Here is a 17,823-nt window from a genome sequence, read left to right on the forward strand (position 1 = left end):
TCGGTGCTGAAAAGCCGATTTTTTTAGTATTTATTTTTACAGGCTCAGCTTCGGCACGTCGATCCAGCGGCGTTCCTGCCACGACTGCAAGCTGAGATCGGCAAGCTGGGTGCCCTTCGCGCCTTCAAGCAAATCCCACGGAAACGGCGTGCCGATGACGACATGCTTCAAGAAGAGTTCCCATTGCACCTTGAACGCGTTGTCGTACGACGCGTTGTCCGGCACCTCCACCCATTGGTCACGGAACTGGAACGGGTTCGGAATGTCCGGATTCCATACCGGCTTCGGCGTATTGACCCGATGCTGCGTCTTGCAGCCCCGCAAACCCGCCACGGCACTGCCTTCGGTGCCGTCGACCGTCACCGTGAGCAGATCGTCGCGGTCTACGCGCACCGCCCAGGACGAGTTGGCCTGCACGATAATGCCGCCTTCCAGCTCAAATATGGCGTATGCCGCATCGTCCGCCGTGCATTCGTACGGAACGCCCTGCTCATCCAGACGTTTCGGAATATGTGTAGCGGCAAGACAGGAGACAGCCTTCACTTCCCCGAACAAATTCTCGAGAACATAGCGCCAGTGTGCAAACATGTCGACGATAATACCGCCGCCGTCTTCCTTGCGGTAGTTCCACGATGGCCGCTGACCCTGCTGCCAGTCGCCCTCGAATACCCAATAGCCGAACTCCATTCGCACGGACAGGATACGCCCGAAGAAGCCAGAGTCGTTTAAGCGTTTCAGCTTGAGCAATCCTGGTAAAAACAGCTTGTCTTGCACGACGCCGTTTCTCACCCCGGCCTCAGCGGCGAAACGGGCCAGTTCAAGAGCCCCTTCCAAATCGACGGCCGTCGGCTTCTCGCAATAAATATGCTTTCCCGCGGCGATCGCCTGCTTGATGCTTTCGGCGCGGCGCACCGTCGTCTGGCTGTCGAAATAAATTTCATAATACGGATCGGCGAGGCATGCTTCAAGATCGGTACTCCAACGTTCGACGCCGTGGGCAGCGGCCAACGCCTGCAGCTTGCTCTCCTGTCGTCCGACCAGAATCGGGTCGGGCATGATGACGTCTCCGTCCGGTAGCGCGACGCCCCCTTGCTTTCGAATCGCAAGAATTGAACGGACCAAATGCTGGTTGGTTCCCATCCGTCCGGTAACGCCGTTCATAATAATGCCGATGTTGCGAACTGCCATCGTTCATCGCTCCCTTCGCTTCGTATAACCGTATTGTAGTCGATGCGAAACCGCTTTTCTTACGATTACGGGAACACGATTCTTAATTTTGGAAGCGAGTTATTCGAGCGAAAAACAAAACCCCCGCCGGCGCTTATCCGATGGGGGATGAAGGGAAAATATGTTTCGATCAATTGGACGGACGTCCTTTGCTCGTTATCTTGTGCGTTTGATCGCACATTGTGCTCTCGCTTGTCCATTTGACGGAAGGATCCCTGCCTACTCAGCTTGCGCGGGCGTGTTCAGCTCCCGGTACGCCTTTGGCGACAGCTTGGCGACAGCTTTGAACGACCGGTAAAACGTAGAAACGGAATCGTAGCCGACCTCGAAGCAGATCGAAATAATGTCCTTACCCGTTTCCACCAGCAACTTCTGGGCGACGCGGATGCGTACCTCGGTCAAATATTGCATCGGTGTCATGTTGTACCGTTCCTTGAAAATGTTGTTCACGTGCCGCGTGCTGATGTCCAGCTTGGAAGCGATGTCCCCCGCGGTCAGCGGATCAAAATACTTCGAATCGATATAGCTGCGAATTTTCTCGGCACGCAGCTTGTTGGAGCTGGAGCCCGCTCCGGCGGCCTCCGTTTCGGCCGATCGAACCAGCAAGAGCAGCAGCTGGGACAGCTGGACTTTGAGCGAAAGCCGGACGAGCGGCGACAGCTCCCTGGACTGCTCGAACAGCACTTTCCTCAGCAGCTGGCGCAGTTCGCTCGCAGCAAACAATCCCGGCTTCATCAGGCAGGAGGCCGGAAAGTAGGCGTGGAGCAGCTGCGCCCTCATATCCGGATCGAGGACTGCCTCGTCAAACGCCAACACTAACAAGGTCAGCCTGAAGTCCGACATGACGGAGTGGACGGAATATGGAACGATCAGCGCCGTATCGTCGACCGCAAGCTTCCGTACTTCACCCCCTAGCCTGATCGTACCTTCCCCTTCCAGCACAAATAGCAGCTGGTACGTCTGGTGATAGTGCTCGGACACGAGATGCCCGCCCCTATGTTTCTGCTCGTATAAGTCTATCGCATTCCTGGACAAGTCGATCCATTTCAACGTCACGGCGAAGCCCCCGTTTTTTTGAGCGTTACATTTAAAGCCATTTTAGCGCGATCGGCGGTTTCTATACAACCTTTGACAAAATCAGTGTAGCACATCCAAGGATGCGTCTGAGTCTAAACGGGGCGCATCCGTTCAAACCGTCTCTCTCATAGGGTCCGATATTCCCGGACCGTGCTGCCCCTCGTCAGATGCACCGCTCCATTAATGAGCTCATCCGCTTTCTTCGACCGGTATGTCAAAGTAGATACTAATGTCTCGCTGAAAAAGGTCTCTCTAGGCCTGCCCCATTTGACCATGCCGTAGTTTCTATAAAAAAGGTTGCTGGTACAAGGGGGCTTCATCCTATCAGGATGAAGCCCCCTTTCCTCGTTTACTTAAGAAGTAACACCCATCGATAAAGGATTTTGCAATTTTCCGTTGGACTTTCGACACAGAACGGTATTGACGCGCGTCAACTTTGAGGGGGCTGAAGGGCTTGGTGATATAATCGTCTGCGCCTAATCTCGTTTTTCAAACTCCATTCTGCGTATATAGTTTAGATTATAGTAGTGGTGGATCAATATGAAGATCTTCGTCAGGGGCAGTTACCTCCCAACGGGTAAACGTAGCCTCAAAGCCCTCGCGCTGTGGCGAGCAGGCAAAAGGACCGGCTTGATTATTCGAAGGGTATGGAAATCTTGCGACCCTAATGGTCCTCCAAGCATGCTTACCGCTCCGTGCCCGAATAACCGCAGCATCTTTAATGATCGATGCCCGCAAGGTAACTTCCTCTCCCTCCCATTCCGGTACAGCCGTAAGCGACCAATCTGAATATCCGTCTGTAACTACAACGGCAAGTTGAGGAGTCCCGTCATTCATTTCAATGCCGGCTTTAATCCATTGTTCCTGGCCATGATATAATAACAGACCCGCTTGATCGTATAATTCGACAAAGGAGTTGAGCCGGAAGGAAACCTCAACTCCCGTATTGCGATCCCATTTTGCCAACAATGCCGGTCCATCTTCAAATTCAAAACCGTACAAAGTCTTTTTCCAGAAGTCTCTGCCTTTCTCCGGCACAATCTTCAGCATCCCATCTTCTATGGTAGAAAACTGAGGGGCGTTGAGCCATACACCCTCATTCCAATCCATTAGGGTTCTATTTTGCCTGGACATAAATAACCTCCTAAAAATTATGTTCATTCATAACAACAGTCTATTGGAGCATTCAGCTTACATGGTACCCAATTATTGTTATGTAATTATATTACAATAAAGAGCCATGCAAATTTACATTTTTGGCACTGGCATTTCCGGATGCGACACGCCTGCCTCGTACCATATCCATCTTGATACCGTCATAAATAAACGGCTCAAAGGCCTGGACTGACGATCTATCGACAGATCAGTAATAAAATATTGTTTAGTCGTTACAATAATCTCATCAATCTTTAAGTCTTTCTATCTGACCAGCTTTAATTTGCGGGGGATCGGATTTCATTACAACATATTCACCTTTGTCATTCGTTTTGGGGGTTACATGAACTTTTTCGCCTATCAAAAGCTCATTATAGAGTTGTGAATCCTCAACAATATAATTGATTAATTCGATGTTACTCTTTTTGAGTTCAGCGAAGGTCTTACTTTCAGAATCCTTCTTTGAAATATTCTTCGCTACTAAGATTCTTTGGCCTTCTTTCGAAATAATATAATCCCCCTTTTTGGCTTCGGGCGAGGCACTGCAACCACTAATCATACATATCGCAAGTACTAAAGCTGCTCCTAAAACTAACGTTCTCAACATTTCAACTCCTCCTCGTAAAATCCAACCTACTTTTTAGACGAACCTGGAATAAATTTGTTTTGTTAAACTTCCCGTAACTTAATAAAATAGCATGGAAACATAGTTATATATTTATCTAATCGGTAATCGGTACAAGTTCTTGTCCAGGGCTCGGGACAAGAACTTGTACCGATAAAAACAAAAAAAGCCGCAAATAGCGACTTTCAATCGGAATATGTTCTTGTCCTCCGGCAACAGAGGCTGCCCCATAGCCATGTGGATGACTTATGGAACAGCCCCGGTTTCAGTTTATACGCTATAGGCAAATGTGCCGCACTCGATCAAATCTCTCGCGTTCTTGCCGACGAATACCTTGAAATCGCCCGCTTCCACCTCGTACTTCTTCTTGGCGGTGAAATACGAGAGCATTTCCGGCTCAATTTCAAACTCCACCGTCGCTTTCTCCCCCGAGGCCAGATGGATTTTCTTAAAGCCCTTCAGCTCAAGCAGCGGTCTCGACGTGCTGCCCCATAGATCGCGAACGTACATTTGTACGATTTCTTCGCCGGCGTAGTTCCCGGTATTCTGCACCGTCACCTTCGCCTTCACGCAGCCGCCCGGCGTTAACGTATCGCCGATCAGCGCGGCGTCCGAATATGTATATTCGGTGTAGCTCAATCCGTAACCGAACGGATAGAACGGCGCATTCGGAATGTCGAGATATTTGGAGAGGAAACGGAAGTCGTTATCCTCATGCCCTTTCGGTCTGCCGGTATTCAAGCAGTTGTAGTACACCGGCACTTGCCCGACGGTATACGGAAAGCTCATCGTCAGCTTCGCCGAAGGATTCGCGTCCCCGAACAGCAGGTCAGCGACCGCGTTTCCTCCCTCCGTTCCCGGGAACCACGCTTCCAGAATCGCGGGAACGTGCTCGTGATACCACTTGAGCTCCAGTGGACGTCCATTGAAGAGGACCAGAACGGTAGGCTTGCCGAGCTTCAGCACTTCCTCGACCAGCTTCGGCTGAACGCCCGGCAACGTTAAATACGCTCGGCTGCCGGCTTCGCCGCTCATATGATCCTCTTCGCCCATGGCAAGAATGACGACCTCTGACGAGGCGGCCGCTTCCAATGCGGCTTCGAAGGCGGAAACGTCATTCGAGCTGTAGTCGCACCCGGCTGCAGCCGTAACCTTCACAGCATTTCCTAATTTCTTGATAAGACCTTGCTTGACGGTAACCGCCTCGTCCGGTTTACCGAGCCCGCTCCATGGGCCCAAAATCCGGCCGTTGTCGGCGAATGGTCCGATAACGGCCACCGATTTGATGTCCTTCTTCAGCGGAAGAACGCCGTCGTTCTTTAACAGCACCATCGATTTCTGGGCAGCCTCTCTCGCCAGCTGACGATATTCAGGCTTCAGGTGCGCCTTTTTTTCGCGCTCAATGTTGAGGTAACGGTACGGATCGTCGAACAGACCGAGCTTGAATTTCAACGTGAGGATGCGTCTGACCGCCTCATCGATCAGCGCAACGTCTACCTCGCCCCTTTCAACCAATTGCTCAAGGTGGCTGATGTATTCCGTCGATATCATCTCGATGTCAAGACCCGCTTCCAGCCCCTGCTTCGCTGCGTCTTCGCCGTCTTTGGAGCTCATATGGAAGATCGTTTCCCAAAGCGAGGTGTAGTCGGAAATGACCACGCCCTCAAAGCCCCACTCCTCTCTGAGCACTTTTCTCAGCAGGAAGGAGTTGGTTGTAGCCGGCACCCCGTCGTAGACGTTAAAGGACGTCATGATCATTTCGGCGCCTGCATCGATCCCCGCCTTGTAAGCAGGCAAATAGTAATTGCGGAGCGCAGCTTCCGACATATCGACGGTGTTGTAATCCCGTCCGCCCTCCGCCGCGCCGTATGCCGCAAAATGCTTCATGCATGCCGCAACCGTATCGAGCGCCTTCAGATCGTCCCCTTGAAAACCTCTTACCATCGCTGCGGCCATTAGACCGTTCAAATACGGATCTTCTCCGGGGCTCTCCATTACCCTTCCCCATCTCGGATCGCGAACGAGGTCGGCCATCGGCGCGAAGGTCACGTTAATGCCCGAGGCGGCGCCTTCCGCTGCAGCAACCCTGGAGGTATCTTCCGCAAGCTTCGGCTCCCAGCTGGAAGCAAGGCCGAGCGGTACCGGAAACACCGTGCGGAAGCCGTGAATAATATCGAACATGAAGAGCAGCGGGATTTTCAGCCGATTATGTTCTAGGAACACCTTCTGCACTTCGTACGCCGTTTCGGCATCGGTCGCGCTCAAGATCGAGCCCAAATTCGAAATGAGTTCCTTGCTGAGTGTACGCTCGGATACGGGACCGGTCACCGGCGTCGAGACTTCGATTTTTGAATGGTAGGAACGCAGCACGGTTCCCGGGTCGGTCTGGTACATTTGCCCGATTTTTTCGGCAAGGGTCATCTGGGATAGAAGCTCTTCCACTTTCGTTTGAATCGTTGAATCGGTGTGCATCAAGTTGTAGTTCCCTCCTATGACACGAAATGTAGTGTTAAGCGGTCGTTTACTTTGGCGTGCTGGCGCGACACGATCCATGTTCTGCTGCCTTCCTTACGGACCGTGAAGCTTTCGTTCGGAATCAATTCGCGATCCGTCTCGAGCACGATGATATCTTCAGGCTGGGTCAGCCGGAATTCGAGGCGGTCCTGCACTACTTTGACAATTTCCGCGGTGGAATACACAATCTTCACTTCGCCGAGGGTCACATTGAGCGGCAGCATAACCCCGTCTTTGCTTTGCAGCAGCAGCTTACGTCCGCCGAACAACGGTTGGCCGTTCTCCTGAATGCCGATCTCTTTATCGAAGCCGTCCAAATTCAGCACATGGACGAACCGTTCCCCTTCGTTCGTTGCCGTTGAAGTCATAAAGATGCCGTGGTATTTGCAATCATGCGTCAGCCCCGCTTTCGCGCCGAGAAGTTCCAAGGCTGTCCGGAATAAATCGATATCACAACGGTACGAATTGCCGAATACAATCGCGCGACCCGCTCCGGCCTTCGCATCGAACGCGGTCACTTCACCGCTGCGGTACACGCGCATAATCGGCGTCTGATCGCCGACATCGAACGTTTGGGCAACGTATGCGCGCATTTCCGGCCGCGGGGCCGCCCACCCTTCAGGCACGATCGACAGGTAGAAATGGCCCGAATCACGGAGCAGGCCAAGCGGCTTCACTCCAAACGCTTCCGTCAAAATCGTGCACGGCTTGCCTTCCATATCGAAGCTCGGCAGCTCGCCGTAAACGAGCAGCTTTCCTCCCGCATGCAGGTAGTCGGCCAGCTTCCGCTGGATATGGACGTGCATATAGCGGGCAGACGGCAGCGCGAGTACCGGGGTGGCCGAAGGATCGAGCGGCTTATTTTGAATATCGGAGGCGCCGAACCGATAGCCGGCGAGCAGCATAGCACGTCCCATGATCTCCCAAGCGCCGTGCGCGCGGTTCCCCTCGATATTTTGCAGGATTTCCTTCACGCGCTCGCTGCCCGGATAACGGTATTCCGTCATGTAATAATCCGGAATGAACGCAAAGCTGACGTCGTCGCGTTCCTCGTTCATTCGTGCGAGCTTATCTCCGACAGCCAATATCGTCTTATTCGTTCGAGCCATTCTCGGAAACGTATAATTGTACTCGCCTTCCGGACTAATCGGAGCGGCAAAGCCGTGACGTTCGCCGGTAAACGCGATCCGGTCGTTCCCGTCGCTAGGCGGCATATCCATCCGATAGTTATAGCCGCCGGTCAGAAGATAAAAATTGAGAAGCCGATTCCCTTGCGCGATGCACATCCGGGCTTTAAAATCGGCGGCCGAAGGGTCGTTGCGTCCTCCGTACGTCTCGCCGAAGTTGCTGTCGCCGCAGTTGAATTCGACGGAGGTGAGCGGCTGGTCCGGCGTATGCACGGCATCCATAAATCCGTTGATGATATAAAGATCCTGGAACGTCACCATGTCCAAGTCCCCGAAATAAATATCGGAGCCCGATAGATATCCCGGCGCCTGCGTATATGATTCATACAGCTGGCTGATGCCGATCGGGAACGTGAACCCGCGGCCCCCGTCCGTCCCGTGAATGTTAACAACGAACGGAACGTCCTTGACGCCGAACTCTTCGGCATAAGAGCGAAGAATAGCAACATAACGGGCCGCTCGGTTCCGCATATAGTAGCCTAAGTCGTGCGTCAGCTCCGGCGCGTACTCTTCCTTCGGAGAACGAATGCCGGTCTTGCGTGCTTGTGGATCATCCAAGGAGAACGGATAACGGGCCGACAGCTGCTCCGCGGAATACCGCTGCTTGAGCCAAGCGGCGAAATCGCTCAGCACGTTGTCCGTAAGGTCCGGACAATTGCTGACCCAAGAGAGCATGCCGATCTCATTGTCCAGTTGCACCGCGATAATATTGCCTCCGTTCGTGTAGAGACGGGGCGCCACGACCGCCATCACCGCCCGATACCAGTTTTTGCTGGCCTCAAGAAATCCGGGCGCGAGGTAGTCGACCGTCTTCGTCGTCGCCGGGTTTCCGTCCCAGCCGACCGGAATGATTTCCGGATACTTGGCATACACCCAGTACGGCAAACCTTCGTTTTTCATTTCCGCCATAATGAACGGGCCCGGTCTAAAGAAAAAGTATAGATCGTTCTCCTTGCACAGATCGATAAAGCGGATGAGGTTCAGCTCCGGGTGCGTATGCCCGTCAAAATCGAACTCCCCTTCCGCCGGCTCGTGACAGAGCCACGGTACATAGCTGGCAACCGCATTGCAGCCCGCTTCCTTCAGCTTGTCGATGCGGTCCTGCCAATCCTCCGGCTTAAGCCGGTAATAGTGAATTTCCCCGCACATGATGATTTGCGGCTTGCCGTCGATGAGGATTTGCTTGTTTTTGATTTCAATCATCGTTTCAAACCCTGCCTTTTTCATTCGAATTGGTCTAGCGGATGATAATGGCGAAACGTTTCGACAAACGGTGACAGCAATTACTTATAGTGCGTGTTCAAAAAGTCGGATTTTCACGAGGTTCGATGCCGAGTCGCTTCTAGACTCCCTTCGTGGTCAAAAGATGACTTTATGAGCAGCCTCTAATAGATGTGTTATCTCAACCGATCCGTAAAGAAAGACATCCCCCGTTTAAAGGCCGTCATGCCGTACAGCATGGAGCTCCAGTCGATCACTGTCACTTTCTCGGGGTACCAGCGGTCCCTTTCTTCCAGATGCCACCAGGAGTAACGATGCAATCCGTATTTGTAAGCCGCTCTATATTTCACTTCATCTTCCGGATCCCTGTGATTGAAATAAGCGTCGTACGGAATGTGCAGCCGATATAACGCATAGAGGTCGTGAATGCCCGCAGGGTACACCGGCAGGAAGCCGGCAACAATATAGGCGGAAGCGACGTTGCCCGGCGAATCCTCGATTTTATCCGCATGATAAGTGTTGTACAGACCGTCATTGGCGCCGGCTCCATACCCCCATACATAAGAAGGCACATCGGCTAGCTCTTTCCATTTCAAACGGTCAGCCGTGCATGCATTCTCATAATACTTATTGTAGATGTCGCTCTTCGCATAATCAGGAACCAAGAAATAAGGAAACTGGTGCACAAACGAAGACAAAAACTTCAATTGGTTTGGATCGTTTGTATTCGTATCGGTAATAACCGGAATGTCCCGGTAATATTTCATAGGGAATTCATTAATCTTCTGTTCCGCAAAGGTGTTATCCCACAGCTCTTGGATGTCCGGGTCTTCCGGCTGGGCGATTTTCGCCAAGTGGGCAACCAGCACATATTCGTTGTAAGCCGGGAGCGGAGCGATTCCTTGGCCGTCCTTGACGATCATGTTGATGATGCCTCTATGCTTATCTGCGATAACAACACGCCAGTCGATTTGCATTAACAATTCATGAGCCATCTCGTCGATTTCGGGCATTTTATCCTTAAAATGCTTCCCCGCGAACAAAGCTCCCGCTACCAGCAACGATGTATCGATCGTCGAAATTTCGGAGCCCTGATTCGCGCCTGTCTCTATGTCGATGAAGTGCGCGAAGAAGCCCGTCGCGGCGTCTCTAGCCGGCTTGCAGCCTTCCACCTTGCCGAGAACGGCATTAAGCGTAAGCTTGACCTTCTCCGCCGCCTGGTCGTCCCAGCCCTCGTAATCGGCAACAACCAGGCTGATCAAGCCGACCCCGGTTGCAGAGACCGAGCAGCGGGCCTCCGGATTTCTCGCGAAACTGTAATATGCGTCGCCGTAAAGGCCTGTGCGCGGATTGCGGCAAGCATCGATCAACCGGTAGGAGTCCTTATGCTGGCGATCGACAAACGCCTTCACCTTCTCCGAAAGCTGATCATAAACATTGGTCGTTTGTTTCATCGTACTCTCTCTCCATTCGCCGCCTGAAATAGCCTATTTATTTTTGAATTGCAGAGCTTCAAGCCCTTTCTTCACGTAAGGAACCTTCATGAACATGTTCCATACCGTCTCGTCCCGGTAATTGGCGGCCATCAGCAGCGTGATCCCTTTATCGATGCCGATATAATCGGGACCGACCCAGTCGGCATTCAGATTGAACGCATCCTTCAGCCCATATTCGCCGCTTAGATCCGGAACCGTTAGGTAATACTTCAATGCCTCTATGGATTCTTCCGGTGTAAACACAACCGAGCCCAGCGCCCCGGCCGGCGGAACGGTGCCGTCCGCTTGATGGGCCGCATTGTCATAGCCGGAAGGCGGCGAACCGAGCAATCCGTTATAGCCGGCGGGCGAATCGGATGCGGTAAAGCCCCACGACTGCTCGCCCACGCCTTTAAACTTCTCGCTTAGATCGATGGCGAACTGCCGGCTCGCCTGGGAGGCGACGACCGAGTTGTTGAACCAATCAACCCCGTCACGGTCTACCAAGCCGCGAAAGTCGACCCAGGCATGCGAGAACTGATGGGTGAACAGGGAACCGAACCAGGAATGGATGAACGGCTCGGAATTCTTATACGAAGCTTTGTGGCGTGTAAAGCCGTCGTAGACGTCAATCGGATGCGTCGGCGAACCGGCGGCCAGCACGTAAAGGGACAGCTGCTCGGCATAGAAGTCCCAATGGCCTTGAAACCCTTTCTCCGGGGAATATGCCATATAGAACTGATTTTTGCCTTTGTCTACGAACCAGGGCCACTCGACGCGCTCATATAACTGCTCGCTCTTCTTCTGAACATCGCCGCCGAAATATTGCCCCGCCGTCAAGACGCCGTTCATTAGGAGCCCGGTGTCGATGCTCGAAATTTCGCTGTTCCACTCCCGCTTGCCGGTATCGATGTTCACGAAGTGGTAAAAAAATCCGTGCTCATGCTCCATCCGCAGAAGCGTATCGAGCGTGCGGTCCGCTCTGTCATAGCCTTCCTCGCGGCTGATCCAGCCGTTCTCCACGCCGATCGGAATCGCCGTGAGCGCGAATCCGGTGGCTGCCGTGCTGGCGATCTTCGGATTGCCCGGGTATCGGTCCCTCGTCAAGCCGTAGCCTTCGGAGCCTTCCTCGCGGTTCGTCTGCTCCCATAGATAGTCGAACGACGCCTTGGCCTCAAGGTCCAATTCGTCCGGCTGCTTCTGCGAGCATCCTACCGCTGCTGTCAGCAGCATCATCGCACCGGCTAAACATGCGATCCATCTTCTGCGCCGCAAATCCGTGCCTCCCTTCTCAAGCGATCTTATTCGCCTGTGATGCCTGATCGTTCAATGCTCTCTACGAACCAGCGCTGCGTAAAGAAGTAAACGATCAGCAGCGGGATGATATTCAAAAACGTTCCGGCCATATTGATCGCTTCGTTCAAGCTGCGTCCGGTCTGCGCATTCGGATCGGCCGGGAATACCTTCTGGTACGTTACGGCGAAGTTTTGCAGCTCCAGCGGCAGCGTCGTCAGCTTATCGCCCAAGTACAGCGCCGCGAGCAGCGTTTCGTTCCAATACCAAACCATCGAGAACAAGAAGGAAATGATGAAGGCCGGCACGGCCATCGGCACGCAAATAACGGCAAATATTTTGTAAGCGCCGGCTCCGTCGATTTGTGCGGCCTCCTCGAGCGATTTCGGAATCGACCGAAAAAACTGATAGAAAATCAGAATGAACAGACCGCTTTTAATTCCCTGTCCGAACGCCGCCGGAATGATATAAGAAAATATGCTTCCGATTAATCCGAGATCTTTAAACATCAGGAACTGCGGAATCATCGTAATTTGCGGCGGTATGATGAACGTTGCCAGCACGAGCGCAAACAAGACGGATTTCCCCGGAATTCGGAAACGGGCAAAGCCGTATCCGATAACGGCTGCCGAAACGGTCTGGACGATGGCAGGAACGAAGGAAGCAAGAACGTTCTGCCACAAGGTATTAAGAAAGTCCATGACCTCGGCTGCCTTGACGAAATTGTCCATATAAAATCCCGACGGAATATAGGTGATCAACGGATTGATCAGGTCTTCCGTATTCATGAAGCTGTAGGTGATCATATAAAACAACGGGTACAAATAGACGAAGCCGATCAGAGACAGCAAGAAGTATACGGCTATTTTGTAGACAATGCCTTCTCCCGTAAACCCCCACAGGATCCGCTTCGTCTTGTCGATCGTTCTGCGGTCAATCCCTTTCATACCATCCCACCTCCTAACGGTTCGTTTCCCGCTGCCTTGTAACGAGCACCAGCACGCCTAGCAGTACCAGCATGACAAGGAAATAGATCCACGCCATTGCAGCGGAATATCCCATTCCGTATTTCGCATCATACATCGCGCTCTGGATCTGAGTAATGACCGGATTCAGCGAAAAGACGGACTGCATGATGACGGTATACACCATATTGACGATAATCATCGGGTTCAGCGCCGGCAGCGTCAGCTTCCAGAACGATTCCCACCTGGAGGCGCCGTCGATGCTCGCCGCTTCGTACATCGAGGAATCCAGCTTCTGCAGGCCTGCCAGGAAGATCAGCATCTGCACGCCGGAGAACCAAAGAATCGTAATAAACGACGTCAGTAGAAACACGATCAGATCGGCGAGCAGCTCCGGCATGCTTTCATGAAGCTTGCTCATTTCGATAATCGTCTGAATGCCCGGGAGCGTAGTGGCTCCTTGATCCATCAGCTGCTTGATGACAGGTCCGCTTGTAATAATGACCGGAAGAAAGTAAATCGTCCGGAAGATGCCTTTGCCGCGGATTTTCACGTTCAGCAGAAGGGAGACGATTAACGCGAACACGACGATGATCGGCACGATCACAAGCGTCTCAACAAAATAGGTAGCCAAGGTATCGCCGAACTCGACGTTCAGGAACAGCGCGTTCCGGTAATTTTCCCAGCCGATGAACGTTGTCTTGACTCCGTCTGCAGTAATCTTTACTTGGCTGAAGCTGAACAGCAAGGTGCGGATCAACGGATAGCAGGTGAAGACCAAAAAACCTACGATCCAAATCCAGATAAACGATAGGCCGATAAGCGCCTCTCTGAGCCGGTAACGAATTTTCATGAACGGCCTCCTTCCCGGACCAAGAACCCTTGCGCCGGAATCTTGTTCCCGTCCGCCGTAAATTCATTCATAGTGTAATTGACATAGATGACGGTACCGTTCGAGTAAGTGTTTCTAAATACGCCTTCCCGCACTTTTTCACGTTTGTCAAAGGTCGCATCCGCAACAGGCTTCAGGGCTTCCGCAACCGTCCGATATTCTTGAACGGCCTGATCCTTCCAAACCGAATACTGGGATGTGAAAAGCCACCATGACGCCTCCGTATTGGCCAGCTTGATCGGATCCTCGTCGGTCAGGATGAAGGACGGGTAGCTGCCGTAATCGATCATTTTCAGTTGCTCCTTCTGCGGGTTCGCGTTGAAATTGGAGGCCTGGGCGTAATAATCGACATGTCCTTTCAGCACAAGCTGCAGGAACGGCACCTCTTCGCTCTCCAGCAGGAAGCTTGAAGTGCTCATCGGCAGATCCATGATCCGGTCGGCAAACCTCCACAGGTAATAATTCGGCTTGTAAAATGCGTAGCTGTTGATGGAATCACGTGGCAGCATCGACGTATACGTCTCGATCGACCCGCTGCGCGTAGACGTGGACTTCCCATAAGCGGAAAAAAGATTGCTGCCTATCGAGTCCATCGCGATATGGTCGATGCCGTGCTTCTGGAATGATGAAATTTCATTCCCAAACAGCTTCGCGGACGCTGCCGGCTGCAGGTAGTACGACGTGTCATAGAACGAAAGCAGCTGCTTGGAAACGGACTGGGCGATGTCCCCCTTGCCGTATCCGTCCGCCGTCGCACCGGCCATCACGTAGTCGGTATAAAAGTACACGGGAATGCCTAACGCTTTATACTTTTCCACGAATGCGTTCCAATCGTCCCCGCTGCCTACCTTTTCTTCAAACGGAAAATGAGTAGGAGATGCTCCGGTAGCGCCGCCCTCCGTGTAGCCGCGGACAACAACCATCATGCGGTCCACTTCATTTGCCCGCAGATCGGTCAGTATATCGTCCATTTGGTCCACGTTGGTCATGGGGATTACTTCGCTCCCAATCAATTGCTTTTGGTTGTCCGCGGCGAAAAATTCGATGCGGAGCGGGAGCGGATCCGCGCCGTCCTTCTTGGCGGGCAGCTCCCCCCGCTGCACAAGCTCGCTCTGCACCCGGTTTGCCATTCCGGAATAATCGGCCTGCTTGCCGGAAAGAAGCATGACTTTCATGGAAGCGTCGAATTTGTTCTTCTCTTCCTGGTTTAAGGTGATGCCTTTGCCCTCTTTGTCCAAGGACTGGAAGTAGTTTTCTCTGTATATCCATTTGGCCGTGGTCCAATTGTAAGCCGTGGTCACATTGCCAGGATAAGAGCGAATTTCCGCGTAAGGGGCGCCGCCCGTGATCATGGAAACGAAAGCGTTGCCGCCTTCCTTATGGGCGATGCCGAACACCGGCAGATACACTTGCTCTATGGGAGTTGCCATTCCTTCTGATAGCTGCGTGCTGCCCTTCATCCCGAGATCGTCGCCGAACACTCTCCCGATATAGGGCTGCGTCGCCAGCGTCTGCTCGTTCAAGCTGATGAGCGCTCCCGAGCCGTCAGGAATGAGCATATATCCTTTATCCTGCTGAACTCCCTTGGTTGCCCCAAAGAACGGATACACGTAGAGCGACTGCAGCCGGTTGTCCTTATTCGTCTCCTGAATCGAATTCTCCGGAACCTTGAATTCGATCGCGTCTTCCGTCAACCTAACTTCCAGCTTCAGCGAGATTCCCAGCCTCTCGTAATTCACGTTCGCCGAGAAGCCGTCCTCCATGGGCTCAACCGCAATCTTTGCTTGCTCTCCGGTTACCGGCGCGGTGCTGATTTTGCGTTTGGCATCCATGTATTCCACGCTCAAGCCCGACTCGAAGAGCGATTGCCACGATTTGTTCAGCTTGTCATCCTTCTCATCCAGCGTGCCGTCCCACACATAACCGTTCTGTTTGTCTTGGACTTTGATGCCGAGCGTGTTCTTATTTACATAAAGCGCCAAGCGGGCGTTTTCCGCAGCTTTCTCGTATGATGCGAGTCGATCGCCCGATGCGTCCGCACCGGCGACTGGAGCTTCCGGTTGGTTCACTCCCTGCTGCGCGAGCGCCGCGATCGAGATCAAACCGGCCAACAGCAGGAACGTTAACGATAGAGCAGCTATTCGTTTCACTTTGTTAAGCACGGTTTCTCATCTCCTGAATGATCGTTTGAATGAATTCCACTTCTTGATTAAATAAGAGCACTAACAAGAAAATAACCAGGGCAGCCAATACGATGCCGAACACCGTTAGGAACAAATTCCGCACCGTCTGCCTGAACGTATAGTCATGCAGCTCCTTCACCATGATGCAAACGAGAAGCAGCGACCAGCCTTGGATCAACATCATCGAATAGTCGTAGACGAATTTTTCGTTATACGTCAGCACGTTGCTGATCAATGCGATCGGGAGCGCGAATATCAAATAAGGCGACAGCGCGTAAACCGTGCCGATATAAACCTCCGACAGCTTTCCCTCTCCGTCGCTGATCGTGCTGACCATGTAGTTCATAACGACCCAGAATAATAGCGGAACGGCCGACGTTAGCATGATCGGCAATAAGTCCATTTGGTCGGGATCTCCGCTTGCGAACAAATATCCTTTGGCATAGACCAGAATGACTTGAAGCAGCAGCATCCAGACATACAGAACCGTCGCCGAGCGGACGGTCGCCCTTTTGTGTTCCTTCAGCTCCTGGACCGCATCGATCGGATGCTTGAGGAAGTAGAACATGAACCCGATTTCTTTCACCAGCTTGATGTCCGCCACGCGGTTTCTCAATCGTACGAGCGGCTGCAGCACGCGATACCGCCGATGCAGAATTCGGATGACGTAACCCGCAACGATGATGGCAAATACGGTATATACGACGACATTAATGTTTTGTTGAAGCCAATCATTGCGGATTTTCCAGAATGCGTCGGAATAGCCCTCTTTGTCTTCCGCCATCCGGAAACTCTCCAGAGCCTTGCCATTCTGGTTTTGCTTGAAATACGATTCAGCCAACGATTTATATGACAAAATAAAATAGCTGTTCATCTTGAGGATCTCTTTCCAGATGTCCTCGCTCTGCACGTATAACCCTTGCTTGTACTGGTCGACGCCTTCATACACCTTCGTTCCGAACGGGGTGATCGAATAGCGGTTAATGACGTTCCGCTCTTTGTCGGCCACGTACAGCGTACGCCCGGAGTCGGTGACGTCAATGGCCGAGGCGCTTTTAAAGAGCCCCTGGCGCTCATACTTGTCGTCCCCTCCGCCAAACATGAACAGCAAATTGCCGAAGCTGTCGTAAACGCAGATGAGCCCATTGACGTCTACCGTATAGATATTTCCGCCCGCATCCACGTCGATATCGACCATCGAATCGCTGGTCCAAGAGCTCGAGGACAATATGTTATCACCTACAATATTCAGCTTCTTGATGCCGTCACCGCTAATTCCATTGGTTACTGTGTACAGCAGCCCTTGATAATCAAGCACAATGCTGGTCGGGGATGGCGGCGTCGATTTGAACAGCTGCGCCTTCTGTCCTTCGGTAAAAATGAAGCGTTGAATGAGCATTTTCATCGACAGGCTCGTTCGGTTCGCGCCGACGTAACCCAGGAAATGCCCCTCGTTGTTCAACTGAACGACACCGTTGATGGAGCCTTCGCTGATGACGTAGATGTTGCCGCGTTTATCCACCGCAACCTTCTTCGGCGCAAAATCATTCTTTTTGCCGTAAATCGGTTCCTCCGGACGGCCGAACTGTTTCACGAGCTTTCCCTGCTCGTCGAACACGACAATTTGCTTCAACCCGTAATCCGCGACGTAAACGAGTCGATCGGCGGCCACATATACGCCGGAAGGATTCGATAAGACGTCTTCTCCGATCGTTTGCGGTGCGTTGTTCTCTTCATAAACGACAATTCTTGCATTCCCGGGATCCGCGATATACAACTTTCCGGTCGGCTCATCATAGAACAGATCCGCCGGCTGGTTTATGTCGAGCCGAATCATTCCGTCCGGTTCATATGCGGTTTGCGTCCCGACGATCATGCCTCCCGGGCCTTCGGTCCCTGTTTGGTACGGCGCAGCGGCCATAGCCGGAGCCGGGATTTGAACGAGCAGAAAGCATGCAATTACGACGAGCAACACCCATCTGCCTACCGTCTTCTTTTTCATCTGCTTC

12 protein-coding genes are annotated in these 17,823 nt (G+C 52.5%); all 12 read right to left on the bottom strand.

Translation table 11 applies throughout. The annotated features are described in order from the left end of the window. Positions 1-36: 36 nt before the first annotated feature. Entirely contained in the window at positions 37-1,188 is a 1,152-nt protein-coding gene (locus MHH82_RS16105; RefSeq protein WP_340966759.1) for a Gfo/Idh/MocA family protein, read from the bottom strand. Positions 1,189-1,446: 258 nt separating this feature from the next. After that, the gene (locus tag MHH82_RS16110; protein ID WP_340966760.1) at positions 1,447-2,283 is read right to left on the bottom strand and encodes a helix-turn-helix transcriptional regulator; all 837 of its coding nucleotides are present in this window, start codon (positions 2,281-2,283) and stop codon (positions 1,447-1,449) included. 540 nt (positions 2,284-2,823) lie between these two features. Then, positions 2,824-3,438, bottom strand: a complete 615-nt coding sequence (locus MHH82_RS16115) for a DUF1349 domain-containing protein (RefSeq protein ID WP_340966761.1) — start codon at positions 3,436-3,438, stop codon at positions 2,824-2,826. Between the two features lie 268 nt (positions 3,439-3,706). Beyond that, positions 3,707-4,066 carry a DUF3221 domain-containing protein gene (locus tag MHH82_RS16120; RefSeq protein WP_340966762.1) on the bottom strand — a complete coding sequence of 120 codons (360 nt, stop codon included), beginning with the start codon at positions 4,064-4,066 and terminating at the stop codon, positions 3,707-3,709. Between the two features lie 288 nt (positions 4,067-4,354). After that, complete coding sequence (gene bglX / locus MHH82_RS16125; protein WP_340970000.1) at positions 4,355-6,556, bottom strand: beta-glucosidase BglX; 2,202 nt, start codon at positions 6,554-6,556, stop codon at positions 4,355-4,357. A gap of 17 nt (positions 6,557-6,573) precedes the next feature. Continuing rightward, positions 6,574-8,988 (bottom strand): beta-galactosidase, encoded by a 2,415-nt coding sequence (locus MHH82_RS16130; protein WP_340966764.1) that lies wholly within the window; start codon positions 8,986-8,988, stop codon positions 6,574-6,576. 194 nt (positions 8,989-9,182) lie between these two features. Beyond that, on the bottom strand, positions 9,183-10,460 hold the full coding sequence (locus tag MHH82_RS16135) for a hypothetical protein (protein ID WP_340966766.1): 1,278 nt from the start codon (positions 10,458-10,460) through the stop codon (positions 9,183-9,185). Between the two features lie 33 nt (positions 10,461-10,493). After that, on the bottom strand, positions 10,494-11,756 hold the full coding sequence (locus MHH82_RS16140) for a glucoamylase family protein (RefSeq protein WP_015735401.1): 1,263 nt from the start codon (positions 11,754-11,756) through the stop codon (positions 10,494-10,496). 26 nt (positions 11,757-11,782) lie between these two features. Further along, positions 11,783-12,721, bottom strand: coding sequence for a carbohydrate ABC transporter permease (locus MHH82_RS16145; protein WP_015735402.1), 939 nt, complete (start codon positions 12,719-12,721; stop codon positions 11,783-11,785). Between the two features lie 13 nt (positions 12,722-12,734). Beyond that, positions 12,735-13,592, bottom strand: coding sequence for a carbohydrate ABC transporter permease (locus tag MHH82_RS16150; protein WP_028406627.1), 858 nt, complete (start codon positions 13,590-13,592; stop codon positions 12,735-12,737). Further along, positions 13,589-15,793 (bottom strand): DUF5696 domain-containing protein, encoded by a 2,205-nt coding sequence (locus tag MHH82_RS16155; RefSeq protein WP_340966770.1) that lies wholly within the window; start codon positions 15,791-15,793, stop codon positions 13,589-13,591. Before MHH82_RS16155 ends, MHH82_RS16150 begins: the two co-directional genes overlap by 4 nt. Then, positions 15,786-17,816 (bottom strand): YIP1 family protein, encoded by a 2,031-nt coding sequence (locus tag MHH82_RS16160; protein WP_036660450.1) that lies wholly within the window; start codon positions 17,814-17,816, stop codon positions 15,786-15,788. The genes MHH82_RS16155 and MHH82_RS16160 overlap by 8 nt, the downstream gene beginning before the upstream one ends. Positions 17,817-17,823 lie beyond the last annotated feature (7 nt).

The organism is Bacillus sp. FSL K6-6540 (assembly GCF_038007545.1).